Raw genomic sequence first — 22,278 nt, 5'->3', positions numbered from 1 at the left:
TTGCCCACCAGCATACACCGGACGCCAAAAACGCGGCTGACCGTAGAACGCATGGCGCTCATTCGCCCCGCGTCGGGTCGGCCAGCGGATGCTCGCGCTCGTCCTGGATCTCCAGCTCGAGCGCGCGGGTGCGGTCGTCCGCGCCCCAGCGCTTCGTGAACGCGGCCAGTCGGGCCAGCGCCTTGTCGTAGGTATGCGCACGCCGCAGCTTCTGGATCGCGCCGCTGGCCTCGCGCCAGGCCCTGGCGCGCTGCTCGGCACGGGTGCAGTCGGCGGCCGCCTTGTTGAGCGACTGCTGCACCTGGCGCAGCTGTTCGGGCGTGGCCCGGGTGTCGCGCAGGGCGATCAATTCGTCCTGTGCTTCCCTTGCCTTGCACTCGACGGCCAGCGCGACCGCGCGGTCCATGCGCCGCTCGATGCGGGTGCCCTCGGGCCGCACGATGATCCAGGCGAGCCATAGCGCGGCCAGCGAAATGATCCACCAGCGCAGCCGGATCGGCGCGCGCTGTGGCGGCGCAGCCGGGGGCGCAGCGGCCACGCCGCGGCCGACACCGGGCGGCGGCGGGATGCCGGGGCCACGCTGCGGCCGCGCCCCAGGCACCGGACCTGCAGCGGCGCCCGCCGCCGCCGGCGCCGGCGCTGGTGCGGCAGTCGGGGCCGGCGTCGGCGTCGGCGTCGGCGGCATCATCGGGCGCGGCGGCTTGGTGAGCACCGGCGCCGCCATGGCCGCGCCGGTGGCCACGCCCGGCTCCGCTGGCGCGGCCTGCTGGGCCGTGCCGCACCACGGGCAGAAATTCACCCGTCTCGGCATCAGGCGCCCGCACTGCGGGCCGATGCAGCGGTAGACCGTGTCGTCTTGCACTGTGCCGTCCTTCATTCGGGGTCGGGGATGCCGTCGCCGGCGCCGCCTATCCCGGCGTCGTCCGGATCGGGGATCGCATCGTCCAGCAGCGCCGCCAGCTCGGGCAGCGCGCCGACGGTGCTCCACTTGTCCAGCTTCGGGTTCCAGGCCATGTTCCAGGCGCGCGTCGCGGCGTCGATCTCGCCGCGCGCCGCCTGCCCGGCGATCTCGTCGATCGTGAACGGCCCGCGCTGGGCGCCCTGCACGAACAGCTTGTAGCGCGGCTGCATCGGGGCAGCGGCGGCCGGCGCGGCCTTGGCCAGCTCCACCGCCGACTGGTGCTGCAGCGGCCGCTGCAGCACTGCGGCCGCATGCTGGTCGCTCTGCAGGTACTGGGGCAAGATCACGCGCTTGTCCACCGGCCGCTCGACTTCCCAGCTGTAGGCGTCGCCTGCCGAATCCGGCACCGTCTCGGTCCACTGCCCGATGCCGGCAAGCGCGGTTTCGATGTGGTTGGGCGACAGCGTCGGGTCGAGCGCGGCGGCGCGGCGGATCCACTGGTCGTACAGGCGCCGCGCGGTGATGTTCGGCAGCGAAGGCGACGGCAGCTGGGCGCCGGTTTCGTCGACTTCCAGGCGTGGTTCGTACACGCGCAACTGGTAGTGGCGCATCAGGGCCGCCAGCAGCAGCAACTGGTGCGGTCCCACGTTGGCCAGGCGGTGGCGCACCGCGCCGATCACGCCGTCGCGGTAGTACGGCGGCAGGCCGTTGGAGCGGATCGCATACTCGTTGCCGATCTGGAGCCACTCGCCCGATCCCGGCTCGACCTCGAACAGGTACTGGCCGCGCGGCTGGAAGCTGGCCTCGCGGTCGCCCAGGTCGGCCTTGCGGCGAATGACGCCCAGCGCGATCGCCTGCAGGAACCACTCATAGTCGTCTGCCAGGCGGTTGAGTTCGTCCATCGACGGCGACAGCGGATGGCGGAAGCGCGTGGCGTCGAAATGCAGGTGGGTCGGGATCTTCGGGTTCTCGATCTGGTACGAGGCGCGCCAGGTCGGCAGGCCGCGCAGCACCGTCATCGGGAAGCCCGACAGCTCGATGTAGCACACCGCCTTGCCGGCAATGCCGGTGTTGACCACCGAGAGCAGCTCGCCGTGGAAGTAACCGGTGGGCACGGCGGCGCGCAGTTCGGCTTCCATCTTGCGCCAGGCGCCGACGTCGCCGACGCCGATGAAGCACTTGAACTGGTCGGCGCTGGGCGTGAACTCGGCCGAGAAGCGCGCGTTCACCCAGGGCATGGCGCTGCGGATCCATTCGGCGAACACGCGCTGGCGCTCCTGCGGGCTCAATGCCGACAAGCGCTCCAGCAGCGGGTCGACCGGCTCGGGCTGTTCCAGCTCCTGGGCCGACAGCTGCAACTGGGCGCGGCGGAACAGCTTGAGCAGCAGGTCGGCGCGCAGGCGCTCGTCGCCCAGTTGCGGGAACAGGCGCGCCGAGCCGCCGAATTCCAGCAGCACTTCCTCGCTCCAGGCGCTGACGTCGCCCGTCAGGCGCACCGGCGGCGGCAGCACGTCGCCGGCCAGCTTGATGTAGGTGGCGTGCTCCTGGCGCGCATCGGCGCGCAGCTGGCTGATGCGCTGGTCGGCCGCCTGCAGCATGGCCTGGACCTGGCGCCGCCCTTCCTGGAACTCGCCGGCGATGCCGCTCCACTGCGCGTTTCCGTGCTCGTCGGTGCTTTGCGGTTCGCCCAGCCAGGCCGACATGTTGCGCATCACTTCGACCGACTGGCCGGCAGCGACCGCCAGCAGGTGGAAGCGCAGGTAGTCGGCGATGTCGCGCTTGAGGTGGTTCATCACCTCGCGCGCCTGCGGCTCCTTGCCGAACAGGCGGCCGGCCGCCTGCGACAGGTTGTTCAGCGATTCTTCCACCTGGCGCGTGCGCAGGGCATCGCGGATGTCGCGGTAGCGGCGGCCGTTGCGCTCGGCGTTGGCGAGGTCGCGCTGCGCCAGCCGCGCCTTGACCTGTTCCAGCAGCGAGAGCACGAATTCCAGGCCGCCCTGCTTGCGGTCGTCGAGCAGCGCGTACAGGCGCTCGCGCACCCGGGTTTTCAGGCGCGCCGTGACCTCGGCCGTGTGGCGCTTGATGCGGTCTTCGCTGGTCTCGGCGGTGGCGCCGGCCTCGCGGATGGCGTCGCGTTCGAGCTGGGGCAGGAGTTCGGCCAGCTTCTCGCGCCACTGCGCGATGTCGTAGGACGCCATGATGTGGTCGACCTCGAGCTGCACCTTGCTCTCGACGCGTTCGAGCAGCAGGCGCCCGTCCTTGTCGAGCAGCAGGGTGCCGGTGAGCGCGTACTCCGGGAACGGTGTGACGTCCACCGTCCCCTTGCGGAAGTCGGGGAAGATGTCGAAGGGACGCTCGGCCATGTCCATATGCTCGCGCATGAAGCTGTCGCGCTCGGCGTCGCCGGCGCGCCGCGCGGCCACGCCGTCGGTGCCGGCCAGGCCGAAGAAGGCCTTCACCATCAGGCCGGCCAGTTCGTAGGCGCGGATGTCGTCGCGCAGGCTTTGCTGGGTGTCGAGCACGGCCTGGCCGAAGGCGGAATAGGCCTTCGAGTAGGACAGGCGCATGTCGCCGAAGCGCTGCTCGGGCACGCGCGGGTTGTAGGGTCCCAGCTTGTGCTGCTGCTGGTTCACCGCCACCGAGCGCTTGCGGTTGGCGAAATCGGCCGAGGCGAAGTCTTCGAACAGGGTGTCGGCCACCATCTGGTACACGTCCTTCACGTCGAGCGTGGCCTTGTTGGCGAGGTTGGCGGTGTCGACGAAATAGACGTCATCGAAAGGCGCGCCGCGTCCGCTGAGGCTGTCCGGGTCCATCCATGCTACCCGTGCGTTCATGTCGCGCATGGCGGTCTCGAGCTCCATCAGGGTGGCGTAGGCATTGGCCTCGGTGCGCTCCTTGTTGGCCTTGGCGAAGCCCGAGGGCATCAGCAGGACCAGGTCGACCTGGCTGCTTGATACTTCCTGGCGCGCGATGGCCTTGGAGAGCCAGCCGAGATCGAGCACGCTGCCGGCCCCGGTGCCGCCCGCGCAAGAGGCGATCACGACGATGCGGAATTTCGAGGTGTCGACCTGCAGGCCGAGGCGCTGGTAGTTCTCCTTGCGCTCGATCCCGGCATTGCTGCTCAGGACGTTCAGCGCACCCTTGATGCGGCCGCGCAGCTTCGGGTATTTGTCGTACAGGTAGAGCCGCGCCAGGGCGCGGATCTGGCCCGCCCCTTTCGAAGGGTCGATGCCGAGCGAGCGCAGTTTCTTGGGGCGCAGCGGCATCCAGCTTTCGATCAGCGGGAAACGCGCCAGGCTGTCGTCGGATTCGTGGTATTGCGGCAGGTCGAGCGGCTCGACCAGGCGCTCTTCGTCGGTGAGTTTCACCAGTTCGTACCAGGGATCGGTGCGCTGCGACTTGCCCTCGTCGATGATGGAATTGTTGTCGAGGTCGAAGTGCAGGAAGCGCGCCACCGGGAAGTCGGCGATCGACTCGACCCGGGTCGGGTGGTGCCGGTTCCAGACCGCCGACAGGATGCGGCGGCGGATCCGCATCATCACTTCCATGCCGGTGCCGCCGGCGCCGATGAACAGGGTCGGGCGCAGGTCGACTTTGAGTTCGGCTTTAGCGTTCAGTGCTGCGGGGTTGGGGAAATCTGCCATGTCGTTCTCGATGTTGATTAGCGGCGGCCGGTGAACAGGGCCGCGACCAGCGCCACCAGGCCCACCGCCACCAGGGGGCCGGTCACGGCGAAGGTCAGGAATTTGCTGGCGTTGATGATGGCCAGCACCGCGGCGGCCGACAGGAAGCCCAGGCCGACGAACAGCAGCCAGCCGGCGCTGCCCGCCGACGAGGGCGCGACGCGCCGCACCACCAGGTGGTGCACGTAGGCGTTGCGCACAAAGAAGTACACGACCAGCAGGATGAGGAAGACCACCGCGCCGATCGCCAGATCGCGCGTCGAGGTATCGGTGGCCGGCACCGGTGCGCCCGTCGTTCCCGGCACCACCTCGACCGGGCGGCCGGCGGTGTCGGGGGTGGTCTGCGGCAGCGAATCCTGCGGCGAAGCCGATTCTTCCGGCAGCTTGAAGCCGGGATCGGCGGGTGACGGGGCGGATGGTTTCTGGGTGCCTTGCATGGGGTTTCCTTTCTTTCTTATTGTTTGTTGGCGGCCGGGCGTCAGCGTCCCAGCCGCACCTGCGCACCTTCGCGCAGGTCGAGAAGCTGGTGGCCGAACAGCGTGGTCTTGAGCATCGCCACCTGGGCGCCGGCCTTGTCGTAGATCGGTTGCGTGGTGCCGGGACGGGCGCGCATGGTGCGCAGCTCGTCCTCGACCGTGACCTGCGCCACCCGCGGCCGGCCGTAGGCCCAGGCGGCCGCTCCCGCCGCGGCAAGCAGCGCCGCCGCCAGCCCGCCCAGCGCCGCCAGCGGTCCCATGCCGTAATGCACCCGCACTTCGAGCGGCAGCACCGCGTTGGACGCCTGGATGGACGCCGGCGGCGTGAAGATCTCGGGCAGCGGGTCGCCCGGGAACAGCGCGGCCATGCGCTGGCGGAAGCCCTGCGACAGCTCGAGCCGCTGGTTGGCCAGGTGCAGTTCGATCCGGCCTGGCAGCACGTAGGCCGAACCGGCCGACTTGAGCGCCGCCATCGACCATTTGTCGGGCAACTGCGCCACCGGCAGCTGCATCGTCGAGCCGAGCGGCAGCGCCTTGCCCGGCGCCAGGTTCTCGATGCGGCTGCCGGCCAGGGCGATCTTGCGGTCTTCGCCGGCCAGCATCGAGCGCGCACTGAGCGTGGCCGAGGCGATGGTGTACGGGTACATCGCGTTTTCCAGGCGCCAGGTGACGCTGGCGCGCGGCGTGCGCGCATCCGGGTCGACGTCGGCGCGCAGCGCCCCGCCCGGCGCCTGCGAGAAAGCCACGCCCGGCGCATCCTCGACCTGGGCCGGCACCAGGCGCACGGTGTCGCGGTCGAGCGGCTTGAGGCGCGCCGGCTGCTCGGTGATCACACTGGCGATGCGCTTGTCGGCCAGCAGGGCGTCGAGCGCGCGGCCGCCTTCCTTGCCGACCGCGAAGGCATAGATCATCAGGCCGTTGGCCTGGTAGTGCTTGCCCTGGACCGGCATGCGCAGCGGGAAGGCCACCACCTTGTCGATGGCCGCGCCGCGGTGGATCAGCTCGTAGAATTCACGGTTGCGCGCGGCCGTGGCCTGGTCGTTGTTGGGGCTGTTGCGATTGTTGGTCACCAGCCAGACGATGCCCGGCTTGCCGCCCAGCGCCGTGCCGATGGCGGCCTGCACGGCTTCGCCGAGGTCGGTGTCGGCCAGGGCATTGCTGCCCGGCTTGCGCGCGGTGTCCAGGTTCGCCAGCGCGGCGTTCACGCGGCTGCGCACGGTCTTGCCGTCGGCCTTGAGCGACAGCAGCGCCCTGGGCGAAGGCGCACCGGGCAGCGACTGGTTGAAGGCCGCCAGCACCAGCGCGTCGCCGGGCTGCACCACGGCGCCGGCGAGCGCGCCCACCAGCGGCTTGAACTGCGACCCGGGATCGCTGTAGAAGGGCTCCATCCAGCCCGAGTTCTGCACCAGCACAACGTGCGGGGTCGCCCAGGCGCCGGCAGCCGTGGAGAGCAAACCCGGCAGCGCCAGGGCTGCAAGGAGGTGCCTGAAGCGCGCCCTCATGCCTGCTCTTCCAGGCGCCAGCCGCGCATCGCATTCCAGTCCGGATGGTGCAGCCACAGGCAGCCGGCATGGACGAAGGGCACGCATTCGAGCGGGCGGGACAGGCGCACCACTTCGTCGAGGATCACGTTGCGGCGGCCGATCCATTCCACCGTGGTGCGCGCGATGACCTTCGCGTCGAGCGCGTCCTCGGCGCGCCCGGTGTATTTGTGCAGGCGCAGCACCAGCCCGCTCGGCTGGCTGCGGTTGTTATTAAAGGCGCGCAGCAGCGGCAGCACCAGGGTGTCGTCCTGGTTGAGGTCTTCCACGTGTTCGCTCGACCAGGGCTCGTCCAGCACCGGATGGCCGCGCCGGAACAGGAAATTGGCGAAGCCCAGGCGCGCGCCGTCGATCGGCGCCGCCTCCGGCCGTTCGCTGCCGAGTTCCAGGAAAGAATAGCCCTGGCCGTCATGGCCGATGTGCCACAGGCGGCCGTCGCGGCTCTGGGTGGGGCCGCCGAAGGCCAGGCGCGGTTGCCAGCCCGGCGGCCAGGGCGTGAACAGCGGCGGTTCGCCCGGGCGCCACGCGAGCTGGCCCTGTTCGTGCAGCCAGAACAGGCGGCCGTCGTAGCCGAACGGGCGCGACCAGCCGGCTGTGGGCAGGTCCGGACACGCGAACTCCTCGACCGCGTCGATATCCACCCGTGCGCTCCACAGGCGCACCTGGGGGCCGGAAGGCGCGTCGGGCGCGACCAGGCAGGCGATGTGGCGGCGCATCGCGCCGGGGGCGGCCACCAGCGGCGCCTGCAGCACCGGCTCCAGGCGGTAGCTCTCGTTGACGGGGTTGATCCACAGGCGCTGCAGGCCGCCGTTGGTCGGCACGATGGCGACCTCGCCGCGGCGCGGTTCCAGCACCGGCAGCCAGGCATAGTTCGAGACCGTGAAGGCCAGGCTGGCCGCGCCCTCGTCAGGCGCCATCACGTGCCACAGCCCGGCCACCGGATCCCAGTATTGCAGCACGCCGCGCGTGTGCGCCAGCGCCAGCAGGCGCTGTTCGGGAAAGCCGTAATGGGCGGCGGCGAACACGCAAACCGCATTCGGCGGCGCCGGCATCGTCAGGTCGCAACGGCCGGGATGCGGCGCCGCGGGGCGCTCTTCCAGGCTGTCGCCGAGCGGCAGCGACGTGACCGGCAAGCCATGTGGCACATGGCGCGGCAGCATGACGTCGCCGTCCGCCCCCCACCAGCCGGGCTGGCGCGAGGGCGTGCCCGGCAGGCGCTGCAAGGGCTTGCCGCAGTTGGGGCAGAAGGCGAAGCCTTCGGGATAGATGGGCGCGCAGCCGCAGCTGGTCGGCAGCGAGGCGCCGAGCAGGCGGGCGACATCCGGCAGGCGCCCCGGCGCATGGGCCTGCCAGTCGATGCGGCCCAGCCCTTCGCTGGCCAGCAGTTCGAACTGCCCGCTACGTTCGTCTTCCTGCCAGACACTGGCAGGCGTTTCCCATCGGTATGCCATTCGTCGCCTTGTTGCACGTTAGTGCTGGGGTTTTGTTGACCGCAATCCAGCCTGTCGAGGCCGTTGTTGTTGCTCAAATCATAGCGCCGGCCACTGCCGCGCGGCGCGCCGTACACGGGGTAGCGCGCGGTGGCACCTGAAGGATCAATAGATGAGACAAAAATGGGCTGATACGGGGAACTTTTGGCCAACGTACGTATAATGGCGGCGATTTCGCTTCCATTTCCGTCCAACATGCATACCCCAGCGTCACCCGCCCTCCCCCATCCGGACGAGCTCCCCGCCCACGCCGTCGACGCCGCCACCACGCACCTGCGCGACATCCTGGCGCTCGCCGTCGAACACGGTCCGGGGCATGCCGCGCTGATGGTCCACGACGAGCGCACGCCCCTGTCGCGTGCATTGACCGAGGGCTACCGCAGCAACCTGCCGCACGCGCGCTTCATCGATTTCGACAGCGCCACGCCCGAAGCCGTGCTGGCGGCCTTCCGCGCCATGGCGCCGAAAGACCTGGTGGTGCTGGTGCAGTCGACCAACTTCCGCCTGGACGGCTTCCGCATCCGGGTCGAGCTGTTCAAGCTCGGGCTGAAGGTGATCGAGCACGTGCACCTGTCGCGCATGCCGGGGCTGCAATCGGAGCACTACATCGCGTCGCTGGCCTACGACCCGGCCTACTTCCGCGGCACCGGACGCGCGCTCAAGCGCCGCATCGACGTGGCGCCGCATGCGCGCGTGGTGGGCGGCGGCGAGACCCTGCATTTCGGCTCGCCCTTCGAACCGGCCAAGCTGAACGTGGGCGACTACAGCGAAATGAACAACGTGGGCGGCCAGTTCCCGATCGGCGAGGTGTTCACCGAAGCGCTCGACCTGGAAGCGGTGCACGGCCGGGTCCAGGTGCACGTGTTCGGCGACACCTCCTACCGCTCGAATCGTCCCGAGGTCCCGGTGACCCTGGTCATCGAACGCGGGCGCGTGGTCGGCACCGAGAACGCCACGCCGGCCTTCCAGGAGGTGCTGGACAAGATCACCCTCGACGAAGGCGAGGTCTGGGTGCGCGAACTGGGCTTCGGCCTGAACCGCGCCTTCACGCGCGAGCGCCGGGTGGACGACATCGGCACCTACGAGCGCATGTGCGGCATCCACCTGTCGCTGGGCGCCAAGCATGGCGTGTACCCGAAGCCGGGCTTCAAACGCAAGGACGCGCGCTACCACATCGACGTGTTCGCGGTGACCGATGCGGTGTATCTGGGCGAGGAGCGCGTCTACGCGGACGGACGCTGGCTCTGCACGAACTGAGTACATACAGCGCTTGCGCCGGCGGCCGCGTTTCCCGATACTGGTTACCGATCAGGTAACACAACAACAGCGACGGGAGACGGCATGGACGCAGGCAACACGAAGAGACCTTGGGCGGTGCGCGCAATCGCGGCAGGCGCATGGGGGTCGGCAGTGCTGGCATGCTGGCCGGCGCAGGCACAGGACGCGGACGCCATCGGCCGCATCGAGCGCGGGCTGCGCCCGGCGGTGGCGATCCAGGGCGCGACGCCCGATACCCGCACCCTGGCCGCCGAGATGGAACGCCTGCACGTGCCGGGCGTGAGCATCGCCGTGATCCGCGGCGGCAAGATCGCCTGGGCCAAGGGCCATGGCCTGACCCAGGCGGGCGGCGCGCCGGTAACGCCGCACACCCTGTTCCAGGCCGCCTCGATCAGCAAGCCGGTCACCGCCATGGCTGCCCTCAAGATGGTCGAAGCGGGCCAGCTCGAGCTCGACGCCGACATCAACACCGTGCTCACCAGCTGGAAGCTGCCTCCGGGCCCGGCCAGGCGTCCCGCCACCTTGCGCCAGCTGCTGTCGCACACGGCAGGCACCACGGTCTCGGGCTTCCCCGGCTACGCCGCGGGCGCCCAGGTGCCGGCCCTGGTGCAGGTGCTGGACGGCGCGGCGCCGGCCAACACCGGGCCGGTGCGCATCGAGGGCATGCCGGGCGACGCCTGGAAATACTCCGGCGGCGGCTACAGCATCGTGCAGCAAGCCATGGTCGACCGCTCCGGCCGGCCCTTCGACGCGCTGCTGGACGACACGGTACTGAAGCCGCTCGGCATGACGGACAGTAGCTTCGCCCAGCCGCTTCCGACTGCCCTGCTGGCACGCGCCGCCCTGCCGCACACCGCGAAAGGCACGCCGCACCCCGGCGGCCCCTACACCTATCCCGAGCTGGCGGCGGCCGGCCTGTGGACGACGCCGACCGACCTGGCGAAATTCGCGCTCGCGCTGCAGCGCGGCGCCGCCGGCGCCGGCGGCGTGCTGTCGCCGACCATGACGCGCACGATGCTGCGTCCGGTCATGAACGACTACGCGCTCGGCCTGGGAATCGACGGCAGGGCGCCGCAGCACGCCTTCAACCACGGCGGCAGCAACGTCGGTTACCAGAACACGCTGTATGCCTTCGTCCAGCGCGGCGACGGCGCGGTGGTCATGACCAACGGCGACGCCGGCGCCGAACTGGCGGAAGAACTGCTCCGCGCCGTCGCGGCCGAATACCGCTGGCCCACCAAGCAGACCGTGATGCGCAAGGCGATCGCCCTGCCGGCAGCCACCCGCGCCAGGCTGGCCGGACGCTACGAGATCAAGGGCCTCGGCAGCTTCGACATCGCCGAGCGCGAAGGCAAGCTGATGGTCGCCCTGCGCGACAAGCAGTGGGAGCCGCTGTACGCCGAATCGGCGCGCACGCTGTTCGTGCTGTCGCGCGAGCTGGAACTGCACATGGCGGACACTGGCGGCCAGCTGGTCAGCGGATCCTTCAAGGTCGGGTTCACGCGGGTTCGCTGACCTTGGTCACGGCGGCCGGGCTGCGCAGCGGGCAGGCGTCCAGCGGCTCGGCCAGGCGCCGCGCCAGTCCCGCCCGCAGTTCGGCCAGGCCGGCGACGCGCTCGTCGATGTCGGCCAGCTTGCGCTCCAGCGCGGCGCGCAGTTCGAGGCCGGAGGTCGCCGGATCCGCCAGCAGCGGCATGCCGGCCTCGATCTCGGCCAGGGTAAAGCCGAGCGACTGGGCGGTACGCAGGTAGCACAGCCACTCGACCGCTTCCGGCGGATAGTCGCGGTAGCCATTGGCGAGGCGGCGCGCCGTCAGCAACCCGCGCTGTTCGTAGAAGCGCAGCGCGTCGCGGCTCAGGCCGGTGGCGGCGGCCAGTTCTCCAATCTGCATGGCGTCATCCCGAAAAATCGCTTGACCCTGGAGTGTACTCCAGGCTTGAGGATGGAGGCTTCATTCACCCAGGAGTCCCGTCATGCCGATCTCTTCTTCCGCCAACCGCCGCATCGTGCGCGCCAGCGCCGTCTACGACCTGGTCGTCACTGCCGCCTTTGCCACTCCCTGGACCTTCGCCCTGGCCCATGACCAGATCTCGGCGCTGAACATGGCGCTGGGCGGCGCCGCCCTGCCCGCCTTCACGCCCTTCCACCTGCTGTTCGCCTGCCTGATGGGCAGCATCGTGCTGGTGTGGTCGGTGCTGCGCATCCTCGAACCGACCCGGCGCCTGGGTCGCTTCGACGGTGTCGGGCGCTTCCTGTTTTCGACCTGGATGGCCTGGTGCCTGTTTGAAACCGGCGCGCCGGTGCTGTGGCTGTTCGTGGTGCCGGAGTTTGCCTGGGGGGTGGCGCAGTGGTGGCCGGCCGGCCGCGAGGCCGACGGGCAGCGCTACAATGGCGTTTTGTCCCGCACCTCCACAGCATGCTGACCACCGAACAACGCGACCAATACCAGCGCGACGGCTTCCTCGTTATCCCCGATTTCAAGCCTCTCGACCAGATCGCCGCCCTGCGCCATCGCGCCGAGCAAATCGTCGAGGCCTTCGATCCGAACGAATCGCGCGCCATCTTCACCACCAAGGACCAGGAACGCGCCAGCGACGCCTGGTTCCTCGGTTCGGACAACACGGTGCGCTGCTTCTTTGAGGAAGAGGCGTTCGGTGCGGACGGCCAGCTGCGCCAGGCCAAGGCGCTGTCGATCAACAAGATCGGCCATGCGATGCACGACCTGGACCCGGTGTTCGACGCCTTTACCCGCGACCCGAAACTGGCGGCGGTGGCGCGCGACCTGGGCCTCGAGCAGGCGCAGGTATGGCAATCGATGTACATCTTCAAGCAGCCCGGCATCGGCGGCGAGGTGCGCTGGCACCAGGACGCGACCTTCTTCGACAGCGATCCGATCACCGTCACCACCTTCTGGTTCGCGCTCGAAGACGCCACCGTCGACAACGGCTGCCTGTGGGCGGAGCCGGGCGGCCATCGCGGCCCGCTGCGCGAGCGCTTCCTGCGCAGTGGTGACAGCATCAGCATGGAAAAGCTGGATGCCACGCCCTGGCCGGACGACAGTACGGCAGTACCGCTGGAAGCCAAGGCCGGCACCCTGGTGTGCTTCCACGGCCTGCTGCCCCACTACAGCGCGCCGAACAGATCAAAGGTGTCGCGCCATGCCTTCACCCTGCACGTGACCGACGGACGCGCGACCTACTCGCCGCGCAACTGGATCCAGCGCAATGTCGAGTTTCCGGTACGGGGTTTCGATCAGGCCGGCTGAGTTCGAAGTTCACGGTTTCCGCGATTTGCTATACTGGCTTCAGTATCTTTTAATGCACTTTTAGTGCCTTGATAAGCACTTTACCAGCGTATCCAAAAGCCCAACATGGATTGTCACATCGAGCTCTTTCACGAAGGCCAGTGGCTAGAGGCAGCGCAAGCCAGTTTTTCCGATGTCGTGCGTAGCGGCTTCCGGGCGAACGACTGCGTCTTCGAATATGACCTGGACTATGCCTTCGGCAGCACAGTGCTTCCGGTATCCCTCGCCATTCCGTTGGACGCAGATCGTCACGTCCTGCAGGCCTGGCCAGCCTTCCTGTATGACCTGGTCCCGCAGGGCAACGGGCGCAAATTCCTTCTCGACCGACTCCAGCTGCCGGATGCCCCAGCATCCGACCTGCCGCTGCTGTGCGCCGGTGCCTTCAATCCAATCGGTCGGCTGCGCATCCGGGAAGCAGTCGCTTACTTCGATGAGCATGTCGATCGTCATGGACTTGCCGCGGACGGCTTCGGCTTGGAAGAACTGCTGGCCCGTGCGCCCGATTTCCATGAAACGATGATGGTCTACGGAATGCTGGCCGCAGGCGGTACCGGCATCCAGGGCGTTGCACCCAAGTACCTGCTGACCCAGGCGCATAATGGCAAATGGTATCCAGACGCAGCCCTTCCTGACGATCAGGCCCAGCGCCATTTTATCGTCAAGCGCCCACGCGGCCCTTCTGCAGCCGATATCAAAGTGCTGCGCAACGAGGCGCGTTATATGGAAGTAGCACAGCGCTTGGGCATCCGCAGCTTTGACCTTCCGGTCCTGCACAAGGACATGCTGTTCATTCCACGCTTCGATCGGCATACGCTGGACGGACAGGTGCTGCGTTTTCACCAGGAAAGCGCAGCGTCGATCGCCGGCCTGGGCGGTTTCGGAATCCAGGCCAACCAGTTCCAGCTAGTGGCGGCCATCCGTAAGGTCGTGGACAACCCGGCGGAGGAAACCATCGAGTTCATCCGTCGCGACGTACTGAACCTGGCGATGCGCAATCCGGATAACCATGCCCGTAACACCGCGGTGCAAACCGTCGACGGCGTGACCCGGATCACGCCTTTGTTCGATTTCGCGCCGATGTACCTGGACCCCGAAGGCATCACGCGCGCCGCGCGCTGGTATCACCCCGCGTCGAAGAAGGAGCTGCCACGCTGGGAAGACATTCTGCCGCATCTGGGGCTGGAGCGGGACGAACACCAGCAGCTGATCGAGGCGCTGTTACAGTTCGGCGAACGACTGGGAAGCTTGGCGGACATCATGCGCGAGGTGGGCGTCGACCAGGACATCGTCGATTTCGTCACGCCAAGCATTACGGCGCAACGTCTCCAACTCCTAGAATTGAGGACCTCATGAGCAAACGAAAAACGGTGAACAAGGAGCAGACCAGGGAACGACGCAACCAGCTGCTGCAAACTGCCGCAGCAGCCCAGCTGTCGCTCACCGAAGGCGTCCGCGAAATGCGGGCAATTTCCGGCCTGACACAGGAAGAATTCGCCCGTCACCGCGAAGTCAGTGCGCGTGTCATCAAGGCGCTCGAGCTGGGCCAGGGGAATCCGACCGTGGCGACCTTGAACCGCATCGGGGAGTTTTTCGGTCTCGAAGTTGCATTTGTCCCCTCCAAACAAATTCGATCCTCAGCTACGGAGGCCGCGCATGAACTCGAAACCGAACGGCCGTCCGGTGCACCAACCCATGCGGATATCGTTGCAAGGATTGCCGATCTCAAGAGCATTGAACGTTACCGCCACCTTGCCGACCTGACTGGAGTAAGCCGCCTGAAGGAGCTTGCAGAGAATCAGGAGCGTCTGCTCGCAAACATAAGGCAGCTTAATCAAATGTTCCATGGTCTGGACAAACAGCTGGACGAGTTCGAACACGTCCGTAAGGACCTCGAACCTGCACGAGAGTCTGTGCCGACTCTGGAGCCCAGGCGCAAACCCGTGCCAAAAAAAATGGCTGCAGTGACTGCATCTGCCGGCAAGAAGCGCAAGACCGGTTCTTCCTGACCCAAACAGGTCAGCGCCAAGCGTAAAACGGCGCTACCCTACAAACCCGGCCACAGCTGCGCCGTGTTTGCCAACTCGAACCAGTAGGCTCACATCACCCGCACCCAGCCGCCCTTGTAGAGGATCGGTCCGGTCGGCCCATCCGGATTGGGCGAGCCGCCTGCCGGTTCCAGGCTGACCGCCAGCAGCGCCACGTCGGCGCCCAGCGCCTGGCGCGTGAGCGGCAAGCTCAGCTCGCGGCCGCCTTCGAGCACGCCCAGCGAACGCGGATTGCCCTGGCGCGGCACCGCCCACAGCTGCAGCACCTTGCCCGGCGCCAGCGGCTGCGTCTCGACCAGGCGCACGCTCAGGCGCTGGCGGTCGCGGTCGGCCAGCACCAGCAAGGCGGTACGGGCCTGCTCGTCGGTCAGGGTCGCGATATCGCTGACGGCCGGTTCGCGGCGATCCTGCATGACTGCCACCAGCAGCAACGCGGCCAGCATGCTGGAGCTCACGCCCAGGGTACGCCAGTAACCGAGCGACCCGTGGCGCCAGAACTGCCAGGACGGCGCCTTCCGGCGCAGGCCGAGGCGGGTCTCGATCGCGCGCCAGACCTGCATGCGCGGGGTGGCCGCCGGGACGAATTCGGCCATGGCCCCGAGGCGCGTGTTCCATTCGGCGACCGTGCGGCGCAGCGCGGCATCGTCGTGCAGGTAGCCCTCGAAGCGGCGGCGCGCATGGCCGCGCAGGGTGCCCAGCACGTAGCCGGCCGCCAGGCGGTCGCGCAGGAGCTGCTTGCCGCGCAGGTTCATGCCGCCCTCCCGCCGCCCGTCAGGCAGGCCTGCAACCGCGCCAGGCTGCGCCGGATCCAGGTCTTCACCGTCCCCACCGGCAGCGCCAGCTTCTGCGCAACGTCGCTGTGCGACAGGTCGTGGAAGAAGGCCAGGCCCACCACCTTGCGGTGCCTTTCCTCGAGCGCCGACATGCAGGCCGCCAGTGCCCGCGCCTCGCTGCTCAGCTCCAGGGCCTCGGCCGGATTGGCGGCCGGGTCGCGCAGGCTGGCCAGCACCCGTTCGTCGAAGTCTTCGCCATCGATCTCGACCTCGACCTGCAGGCGCCGCAACAGGTCGAAGGACTTGTTGCGCACGATGGTGCTCATCCAGGTCATCGGCGCCGACAGGCCGGCCTGGTAATCGCCGGCGTGATGCCAGATCGACACGAAGCTTTCCTGCAAGGCCTCTTCGGCCAGCTCGCGCCGGTGCAGGATGCGCAGCGCCAGCCCGTACAGGCGGGGTGAACTGGCTTCGTACAGCTCCCGGAAAGCGAACGCATCTTTCTGCGCGGCGCCACGTAACCAAGCATTCAGCTGTAATGGATTTAGCAAATTTGACGACTGAGCCACAGGAGTGCCTTTGCGACGATGGATATTTTTGACGTTTTTGCCAAGGATGTTACAAACTTAACATATTTACGTCGAGGCAATGCAAGAAAAATATCTTGAATCCGATCGGGCCCGGCCTGCGTATATACCTGGGTAGCCGTGCCGCAGCAAACGGTGTCGCGGCAAGTTTGCAAGCCCCTGGAGGGGACCACAACATCAACGAGGAGATCATCATGCAATCTGGTAAGCAATACCCCTGGGCCGCCGCCCTCCTGTCGGGCGCGGTCCTTGCCGCGCTGGCCCTGCCCGCCGCTGCGTCCAGTCACCGCGAAGCGCCCTTCCTCACCAATGCGCCGAAGGTCGACGGCACCGACTTCTACATGTTCCGCAGCTACGCCCCGGGACGTGAAGGCTACGTGACCATGATCGCCAACTTCATTCCCTTCCAGGACCCGCAGGGCGGCCCGAACTTCTACCAGTTCGATAACAACGCCCTGTACGAAATCCATGTCGACAACAATGGCGACGCCAAGGAAGACATCTCCTTCCAGTTCCGCTTCAAGAGCACCTCGAAGCGCACCGCCCTCAATGTGGGCGGCAAGCAGATGCTGATCCCGCTCATCAACTCGAATACCGTCAGCGGCGTCAATCCGGCCTCGCTCAACGTGCGCGAGACCTACACCATCGACATGGTCAAAGGCGACCGCCGCAGCGGCGCCCGCACCCGCCTGGCCGGCGCCGGCGGTGCGACCGAATTCGACAAGCCGGTCGACAACATCGGCGACAAGACCTTCGGCGGCGCCGCCGGCTACGAGACCTACGCCAACCAGCACATCTACGACGTCAACATCCCCGGATGCGGCACCGGCCGGGTCTTCGTGGGCCAGCGCAAGGAGCCCTTCTACATCGCGGTCGGCAAGATCTTCGACCTGGTCAACCTGAATCCGCTCGGCGCCGAGGTCAACGGCAACAAGAACGACCTCGAAAACAAGAACGTCAGCGCCATCGCGCTCGAGCTGCCGATCGGCTGCGTGACGGCGGCCGGCGAGCCGGTGATCGGCGCCTACGCCACCGCCAGCATGCGCCAGGGCCGCCTGATCAATCCGGCACCAAGCAGCGGCATCAACAACGCGGTCAAGGAGGGCGGCGCCTGGGCCCAGGTCTCGCGCCTCGGCATGCCGCTGGTGAACGAAGTCATCATCGGCATGGACGACAAGGACCGCTTCAACACCTCCAAGCCAAAAGACGACGGCCAGTTCCTCGCCTACGTCACCAACCCGACCCTGCCGGCCCTGATCGAGACCCTGTTCCCGTCCGCCAAGGCGCCGACCAACTTCCCGCGCAATGACCTGGTCACCGCCTTCCTGAAGGGCATTCCGGGCGTGAACCAGCCGAAGAACGTGGTGGCGTCCGAGATGCTGCGCCTGAACACCAGCATCGCGCCGACCGCGCTGTCCAGCCAGAACCCGATGGGCGTGGCGGCAGGCGACAACGCCGGCTTCCCGAACGGCCGCCGTCCGGCCGACGACATCGTCGACATCGCGCTGCGCGTGTCGATGGGCGCGCTGTGCGTGCTGACCGGCAGCGGCGACGCGCTCGGCGTCGGCTGCAAGCCGGCCGATGCGCCGGCCGGCGGCCTGGCGCTTACCGACGGCGTGCGCAAGACCGCGGCATCGTTCAAGCCGGCCTTCCCCTACCTGAACACCCCGCTGCCGGGCAACCAGTAAGAGGAGAACGCCATGACTTCCACCATCCACCGCATCCGCAACGGCGCGCTGCTGGTGTCGCTGGCCCTGCTGCTCGGGGCCTGCGGCGGCAGCAACGAGCGCGAACACGTGGTCACGCCGGCGCCGCCGACGGGCACCAACCCGCCGCCGGCCGCCGACTCGTTCTTCTCGCTGGTCGCCGCGCGCGTCGCGTCGCTGCTCGACAACGACGAGCCGGCCGCGATCGACAGCGTTACCGCGACCACGCCGGAAAACACGGAGCCGGAACCGCTGCCGTCGAGCTGAGTTGAACCGACGACGGGACGCGCCGTGCGGCCCGTCGTCTCCGAAAAGCGATGGAGCAATGATGTCGAAGTTTCCCCCCCTGCTGCTGGCGCTGCTGCTGACCTGCAGCGCCGCCGCAGCGCCCACCATTCCGTCCAGCGGCCGCCAGGTGCTGGAACGCCTGCCTGCACGCTTCGACCCGGTGCAGCGCGAACTGACGCAGCTGCGCGCCGAACTGGCCGCCAATCCGCGCGACGTGGCGCGCGCCTCCGCGCTCGCGCAGCGCTGCATCGAGCAGGCCCGCCGCGACGGCGACCCGCGCTACCTCGGCTACGCCCAGGCCGCGCTGGCGCCCTGGTGGAAGCTGCCGCGCCAGCAGGTCCCGGCCGAGGTGCTGGTGCTGCGCGCCACCCTGGCCCAGAGTACCCACGCCTTCGCCGCGGCGCTGGCCGACCTCGACGAGGTCGTGCGGCGTGAGCCCGGCAATGCCCAGGCCTGGCTGACCCGCGCCACCATCCTGCTGGTGACCGGCGACCATGCCGGCTCGCGCAGCAGTTGCGCGCGCCTGTTCGGACGTGCGCCGGACCTGGTGCTGCAGACCTGCCTGGCCGCCGCCGGCAGCGTCAGCGGCCAGGCCCGCCCCAGCTACACGAGATTGGCGCGCACCCTCGCCGGGCGCGCCGACGCCCCGGCGCCGCTGCGCGCCTGGTCGGCCACCCTGCTGGCCGAGATGGCCGAGCGGCTCGGCGAGCATGCCTCCGCCGAGACCCATTTCCGCGCCGCCCTGCGTGCCGATCCGCAGGACAGCTACCTGCTGGCCGCCTATGCCGACTTCCTGCTCGAGCGCGGCCGGCCGCGCGAGGTGCTGCCCCTGCTGGAAGGGCGCACCCAGGCCGATGCCCTGCTGCTGCGCCACGCGCTGGCCCTGTCCGCGCTCGGCGCCCCCGAGGCCGCGGGCCAGCGCGAAGCGCTGCGCGCCCGCTTCGAAGCGGCGCGCCGGCGCGGCGACACGGTGCACCGGCGCGAGGAGGCACGCTTCGCGCTGGCGCTGGCGCGCGACCCGGCCGAGGCGGTGCGCCTGGCCAAGCTGAACTGGGCGGTACAGAAGGAGCCGGCCGACCTGCGCATCCTGGCGCGCGCCGCGGCCGCCAGCGGCGACGCCGACGCCGCCCGCCTGGTGCGCGACTGGCTGCGCCACAGCCGGCTCGAAGACCGCAGCCTCGCGGCCGCGGCCCCGCGCACGGGAGCCGCAACATGATGCGCCTGCTTGCCTCCCTGCTGGCCCTGGCGGCCATGCTGTGGGCGCCAGGCGCCCAGGCCCACAAGGCCAGCGACAGCTACCTGAACCTGACCGTCGAGGGCGCGCGCATCGAGGGACGCTGGGACATCGCCCTGCGCGACCTCGAACTGGCGGTCGGCCTCGACGCCGACGGCGACGGCGCCCTGACCTGGGATGAAGTGCGCGCCCGCCACGGCGCGATCGCCGCCTATGCGCTGACCCACCTGAAACTGTCCGCGGGCGGCGCCGACTGCCCGCTGCAGGTCACGCAGCAGCTGGTCGACAGCCATACCGACGGCGCCTATACGGTGCTGATGCTGCAGGGGGCTTGTGCGGCGCCGGTGGAAACCCTGGCGGTCGGCTATACCCTGCTGGCCGAACTCGACCCGCAGCACCGCGGCCTGCTCGCCCTGCGCCATGGCGCCGCCACCTCCAGCGGCATCCTCGGCCCCGACAACCCGCGGCCGCAGTTGCAGCTGGCCGAGCCCGCGGGCTGGCGCCAGTTCCTCGAGTACGCAAAACAGGGCGTCTGGCACATCTGGATCGGCGTCGACCACATCCTGTTCCTGCTGTCGCTGCTGCTGCCGGCCGTGCTGCTCTATCGCGACCGGCAATGGGTGGGGCGCGAGGGCTTCCGCAGCGCCGGCATGGACGTGCTGCGGGTCGTCACCGCCTTCACGCTGGCGCATTCGCTGACCCTGACCCTGGCCGCCCTCGGGGTGCTGGCCCTGCCTTCGCGCCTGGTCGAATCGGCGATCGCGGCCTCGGTGATCGTGGCCGCGCTGAACAACCTGCGGCCCCTGTACCAGCGCGGCCGGGTACTGTTTGCCTTCGGTTTCGGCCTGCTGCACGGATTCGGTTTCGCCAGCGTGCTGGCCGACCTCGGCCTGCCGCAGGGCGCGCTGCTGCTGTCGCTGGTGGGGTTCAACCTGGGCGTCGAGCTCGGCCAGCTGGCGATCGTCGCCGTGTTCCTGCCGCTCGCGTGGCGGCTGCGCAAGGGCCTGTTCTACCGGCGCGTGGTCATGCTGGGCGGGTCGGTGGCGATCGCCCTGGTGGCCGCAATCTGGCTGGCAGAGCGCAGCCTGGACCTGCAGCTGGCGCCCTGGAGCCGGGCGTTCGCATGAGGAGCGGCGCGGCGATCCGTGCGCATCCGCCACATATGCATTATGTATCAGCTTTTTTACAAATCCACTGAGCAATTGATTTTTGGTAAAGCTAGAATAGTTTTTCCTATTCCAATTACAATTCCAGGGGAAATATGATACGTCTGCCCATCGGACTAGCCGCGCTGTGCCTCAGTGCCTCGGTTTTAGCTGCGCCTCCTTTCGACGACAAATTCCGCCAGCTCGACGAACTGCTGCCGACGCCGGGCGCCGTGCGCACCGCGTCGGGCGCGCCGGGCCACGCTTACTGGCAGCAGCGCGCCGACTACACGATGCGCGCCACGCTCGACGAGAACAAGCGTTCGCTCACCGGTTCGGGCACCATCACGTACCACAACAATTCCCCTGACACGCTGAAGTACCTCTGGCTGCAGCTGGACGAGAACATCTACAAGCCGGATTCGGCCGCCCGCAAGACCGCCACCCTGCCCTCGCGCGAAGCCTGGCAGGCGCGCGGCAGCGACGGCGTGAAGTTCGACGCCCTGCGCAACGTCCTCGAAGGGAACAGCTTCGACGGCGGCTTCAACGTGCGCAACGTGCGCGACGGCGGCGGTCGTCCGCTGAAGTACACCATCAACGGCACCATGATGCGCATCGACCTGCCGCAGCCGCTCAAGCCGGGTGCGCGCGTGTCCTTCGCCCTCGACTGGCACTACAACATCAACGAGCAGAAGGTGCTCGGCGGCCGCTCGGGCTACGAGAAGTTCGACGACAAGAACGACCTGTTCGAGATCGCCCTGTGGTTCCCGCGCATGGCGGCCTACTACGACGTCTACGGCTGGCAGCACAAGCAGTTCCTGGGCGCCGGCGAGTTCACGCTGGAATTCGGCGACTACGACGTGCAGATCACCGTGCCGTCGGACCACATCGTCGCCTCCACCGGCGAACTGCAGAACCCGAACGAGGTCCTGAGCGCCGCCCAGCGCGAGCGCCTGCGCCAGGCGAAAACCGCCAAGAAGCCGGTCCTGATCGTGACCCAGGCCGAAGCCGAAGCCGCCGAGAAGGGCCGCGCTACCAGCACCAAGACCTGGCACTTCAAGGCCAAGAACGTGCGCGATTTCGCATTCGCCTCGAGCCGCAAGTTCATCTGGGATGCGCAGGGCATCAAGTCGGGCAACAACGACGTGCTGGCGATGTCCTATTATCCGAAGGAAGGCAACCCGCTGTGGGAACGCTACTCGACCCACGCGATCATCCACACCATCGAGCAGTACAGCAAGTACTCCTTCGACTACCCGTACCCGACCGCGATCTCGGTCAATGGTCCGGTGGGCGGCATGGAATACCCGATGATCTCGTTCAACGGCCCGCGTCCGGTCAAGGACAAGAAGACCGGCGAGCTGACCTACTCGAAGCGCACCAAGTACGGCCTGATCGGCGTGATCATCCACGAAGTCGGCCACAATTACTTCCCGATGATCGTCAACTCGGACGAGCGCCAGTGGACCTGGATGGACGAGGGCATCAACTCCTTCGTGCAGTCGCTGGCCCAGGAAGCCTGGGAAGAAGACTGGGATGAGATGCGCGGCCACCCGCGTTCGATCGTCCAGTACATGCGCAGCCAGAACCAGGTGCCGATCATGACGAACTCGGAGTCGCTGCTCCAGTTCGGCAACAACGCCTACGCCAAGCCGGCCGCCGCACTGAACGTGCTGCGCGAGACCATCCTGGGCCGCGAGCTGTTCGACTTCGCCTTCAAGGAATACGCCGAGCGCTGGAAGTTCAAGCGCCCGACCCCGGCCGACTTCTTCCGTACCATGGAAGACGCTTCCGGCACCGACCTCGACTGGTTCTGGCGCGGCTGGT

Annotated in this window: 19 protein-coding genes; 11 read left to right on the top strand and 8 right to left on the bottom strand. The window is 68.1% G+C overall.

What is annotated here, in order from left to right; all coding sequences use genetic code 11:
* Positions 1 to 58: 58 nt before the first annotated feature.
* The 5 genes from AB3347_RS23455 to AB3347_RS23435 are packed head-to-tail and all read right to left on the bottom strand — an operon-like array spanning position 59 to position 8,052.
* Positions 59 to 877 (bottom strand): hypothetical protein, encoded by an 819-nt coding sequence (locus AB3347_RS23455; protein ID WP_369094127.1) that lies wholly within the window; start codon positions 875 to 877, stop codon positions 59 to 61.
* Positions 874 to 4,545, bottom strand: coding sequence for a tubulin-like doman-containing protein (locus tag AB3347_RS23450; RefSeq protein ID WP_369094126.1), 3,672 nt, complete (start codon positions 4,543 to 4,545; stop codon positions 874 to 876). Before AB3347_RS23450 ends, AB3347_RS23455 begins: the two co-directional genes overlap by 4 nt.
* Before the next feature lie 17 nt (positions 4,546 to 4,562).
* Entirely contained in the window at positions 4,563 to 5,021 is a 459-nt protein-coding gene (locus tag AB3347_RS23445; protein WP_369094125.1) for a hypothetical protein, read from the bottom strand.
* Between the two features lie 41 nt (positions 5,022 to 5,062).
* Entirely contained in the window at positions 5,063 to 6,562 is a 1,500-nt protein-coding gene (locus tag AB3347_RS23440; protein WP_369094124.1) for a hypothetical protein, read from the bottom strand.
* A complete protein-coding gene (locus AB3347_RS23435; protein ID WP_369094123.1) occupies positions 6,559 to 8,052 on the bottom strand; it encodes a hypothetical protein in 1,494 nt (497 codons plus the stop codon). Before AB3347_RS23435 ends, AB3347_RS23440 begins: the two co-directional genes overlap by 4 nt.
* A gap of 234 nt (positions 8,053 to 8,286) precedes the next feature.
* Here AB3347_RS23435 and AB3347_RS23430 point away from each other — a divergent pair, with 234 nt between their 5' ends.
* Both AB3347_RS23430 and AB3347_RS23425 read left to right on the top strand, forming a co-directional pair.
* Positions 8,287 to 9,348, top strand: coding sequence for a hypothetical protein (locus AB3347_RS23430; protein WP_369094122.1), 1,062 nt, complete (start codon positions 8,287 to 8,289; stop codon positions 9,346 to 9,348).
* An 84-nt stretch (positions 9,349 to 9,432) separates the two neighbouring features.
* A complete protein-coding gene (locus tag AB3347_RS23425) occupies positions 9,433 to 10,884 on the top strand; it encodes a serine hydrolase domain-containing protein (RefSeq protein WP_369094121.1) in 1,452 nt (483 codons plus the stop codon).
* Here AB3347_RS23425 and AB3347_RS23420 read toward each other — a convergent pair.
* A complete protein-coding gene (locus tag AB3347_RS23420) occupies positions 10,868 to 11,260 on the bottom strand; it encodes a MerR family transcriptional regulator (protein ID WP_369094120.1) in 393 nt (130 codons plus the stop codon). The genes AB3347_RS23425 and AB3347_RS23420 overlap by 17 nt on opposite strands.
* 82 nt (positions 11,261 to 11,342) lie before the next feature.
* On the opposite strand from AB3347_RS23420, the gene AB3347_RS23415 reads away from it, so the two are divergent.
* The 4 genes from AB3347_RS23415 to AB3347_RS23400 all read left to right on the top strand — a co-directional run bounded on the left by AB3347_RS23415 (position 11,343) and on the right by AB3347_RS23400 (position 14,679).
* Positions 11,343 to 11,792 carry a hypothetical protein gene (locus tag AB3347_RS23415; protein ID WP_369094119.1) on the top strand — a complete coding sequence of 150 codons (450 nt, stop codon included), beginning with the start codon at positions 11,343 to 11,345 and terminating at the stop codon, positions 11,790 to 11,792.
* On the top strand, positions 11,786 to 12,634 hold the full coding sequence (locus AB3347_RS23410; RefSeq protein WP_369094118.1) for a phytanoyl-CoA dioxygenase family protein: 849 nt from the start codon (positions 11,786 to 11,788) through the stop codon (positions 12,632 to 12,634). The genes AB3347_RS23415 and AB3347_RS23410 overlap by 7 nt, the downstream gene beginning before the upstream one ends.
* A 105-nt stretch (positions 12,635 to 12,739) precedes the next feature.
* On the top strand, positions 12,740 to 14,026 hold the full coding sequence (locus AB3347_RS23405) for a type II toxin-antitoxin system HipA family toxin (protein ID WP_369094117.1): 1,287 nt from the start codon (positions 12,740 to 12,742) through the stop codon (positions 14,024 to 14,026).
* Positions 14,023 to 14,679 (top strand): helix-turn-helix transcriptional regulator, encoded by a 657-nt coding sequence (locus AB3347_RS23400; RefSeq protein WP_369094116.1) that lies wholly within the window; start codon positions 14,023 to 14,025, stop codon positions 14,677 to 14,679. Before AB3347_RS23405 ends, AB3347_RS23400 begins: the two co-directional genes overlap by 4 nt.
* A gap of 89 nt (positions 14,680 to 14,768) precedes the next feature.
* On the opposite strand, the gene AB3347_RS23395 is transcribed toward AB3347_RS23400, so the two are convergent.
* Positions 14,769 to 15,470 carry an anti-sigma factor gene (locus AB3347_RS23395; RefSeq protein WP_369094115.1) on the bottom strand — a complete coding sequence of 234 codons (702 nt, stop codon included), beginning with the start codon at positions 15,468 to 15,470 and terminating at the stop codon, positions 14,769 to 14,771.
* Positions 15,467 to 16,042 (bottom strand): RNA polymerase sigma factor, encoded by a 576-nt coding sequence (locus tag AB3347_RS23390; protein WP_369094114.1) that lies wholly within the window; start codon positions 16,040 to 16,042, stop codon positions 15,467 to 15,469. Before AB3347_RS23390 ends, AB3347_RS23395 begins: the two co-directional genes overlap by 4 nt.
* Positions 16,043 to 16,272: 230 nt before the next feature.
* On the opposite strand from AB3347_RS23390, the gene AB3347_RS23385 reads away from it, so the two are divergent.
* The 5 genes from AB3347_RS23385 to AB3347_RS23365 all read left to right on the top strand — a co-directional run.
* A complete protein-coding gene (locus AB3347_RS23385; RefSeq protein ID WP_369094113.1) occupies positions 16,273 to 17,766 on the top strand; it encodes a DUF4331 domain-containing protein in 1,494 nt (497 codons plus the stop codon).
* A 12-nt stretch (positions 17,767 to 17,778) separates the two neighbouring features.
* Complete coding sequence (locus AB3347_RS23380) at positions 17,779 to 18,051, top strand: hypothetical protein (RefSeq protein ID WP_369094112.1); 273 nt, start codon at positions 17,779 to 17,781, stop codon at positions 18,049 to 18,051.
* 61 nt (positions 18,052 to 18,112) lie between these two features.
* Positions 18,113 to 19,288, top strand: a complete 1,176-nt coding sequence (locus tag AB3347_RS23375) for a hypothetical protein (RefSeq protein WP_369094111.1) — start codon at positions 18,113 to 18,115, stop codon at positions 19,286 to 19,288.
* Positions 19,285 to 20,433, top strand: a complete 1,149-nt coding sequence (locus AB3347_RS23370) for a HupE/UreJ family protein (protein ID WP_369094110.1) — start codon at positions 19,285 to 19,287, stop codon at positions 20,431 to 20,433. The genes AB3347_RS23375 and AB3347_RS23370 overlap by 4 nt, the downstream gene beginning before the upstream one ends.
* Positions 20,434 to 20,567: 134 nt before the next feature.
* On the top strand, positions 20,568 to 22,278 hold a 1,711-nt coding region (locus AB3347_RS23365), incomplete at its 3' end, for a M1 family metallopeptidase (protein WP_369094109.1).

The organism is Massilia sp. X63 (genome assembly GCF_041023745.1).
Lineage (GTDB): Bacteria > Pseudomonadota > Gammaproteobacteria > Burkholderiales > Burkholderiaceae_D > Telluria.
The sequence above is the reverse complement of the archived record's forward strand: the minus strand, read 5'-3'. Positions and strand labels throughout refer to the sequence as shown.

Excerpts from the sequence above, each read along its gene's own strand:
- AB3347_RS23445 (WP_369094125.1), bottom strand. The coding sequence starts at position 5,021 with ATGCAAGGCACCCAGAAACCATCCGCCCCGTCACCCGCCGATCCCGGC.
- AB3347_RS23385 (WP_369094113.1), top strand. The coding sequence starts at position 16,273 with ATGCAATCTGGTAAGCAATACCCCTGGGCCGCCGCCCTCCTGTCGGGC.
- AB3347_RS23400 (WP_369094116.1), top strand. The coding sequence starts at position 14,023 with ATGAGCAAACGAAAAACGGTGAACAAGGAGCAGACCAGGGAACGACGC.
- AB3347_RS23450 (WP_369094126.1), bottom strand. The coding sequence starts at position 4,545 with ATGGCAGATTTCCCCAACCCCGCAGCACTGAACGCTAAAGCCGAACTC.
- AB3347_RS23410 (WP_369094118.1), top strand. The coding sequence starts at position 11,786 with ATGCTGACCACCGAACAACGCGACCAATACCAGCGCGACGGCTTCCTC.
- AB3347_RS23430 (WP_369094122.1), top strand. The coding sequence starts at position 8,287 with ATGCATACCCCAGCGTCACCCGCCCTCCCCCATCCGGACGAGCTCCCC.
- AB3347_RS23380 (WP_369094112.1), top strand. The coding sequence starts at position 17,779 with ATGACTTCCACCATCCACCGCATCCGCAACGGCGCGCTGCTGGTGTCG.
- AB3347_RS23425 (WP_369094121.1), top strand. The coding sequence starts at position 9,433 with ATGGACGCAGGCAACACGAAGAGACCTTGGGCGGTGCGCGCAATCGCG.
- AB3347_RS23375 (WP_369094111.1), top strand. The coding sequence starts at position 18,113 with ATGTCGAAGTTTCCCCCCCTGCTGCTGGCGCTGCTGCTGACCTGCAGC.
- AB3347_RS23435 (WP_369094123.1), bottom strand. The coding sequence starts at position 8,052 with ATGGCATACCGATGGGAAACGCCTGCCAGTGTCTGGCAGGAAGACGAA.
- AB3347_RS23455 (WP_369094127.1), bottom strand. The coding sequence starts at position 877 with ATGAAGGACGGCACAGTGCAAGACGACACGGTCTACCGCTGCATCGGC.
- AB3347_RS23415 (WP_369094119.1), top strand. The coding sequence starts at position 11,343 with ATGCCGATCTCTTCTTCCGCCAACCGCCGCATCGTGCGCGCCAGCGCC.
- AB3347_RS23395 (WP_369094115.1), bottom strand. The coding sequence starts at position 15,470 with ATGAACCTGCGCGGCAAGCAGCTCCTGCGCGACCGCCTGGCGGCCGGC.
- AB3347_RS23405 (WP_369094117.1), top strand. The coding sequence starts at position 12,740 with ATGGATTGTCACATCGAGCTCTTTCACGAAGGCCAGTGGCTAGAGGCA.
- AB3347_RS23370 (WP_369094110.1), top strand. The coding sequence starts at position 19,285 with ATGATGCGCCTGCTTGCCTCCCTGCTGGCCCTGGCGGCCATGCTGTGG.
- AB3347_RS23440 (WP_369094124.1), bottom strand. The coding sequence starts at position 6,562 with ATGAGGGCGCGCTTCAGGCACCTCCTTGCAGCCCTGGCGCTGCCGGGT.
- AB3347_RS23420 (WP_369094120.1), bottom strand. The coding sequence starts at position 11,260 with ATGCAGATTGGAGAACTGGCCGCCGCCACCGGCCTGAGCCGCGACGCG.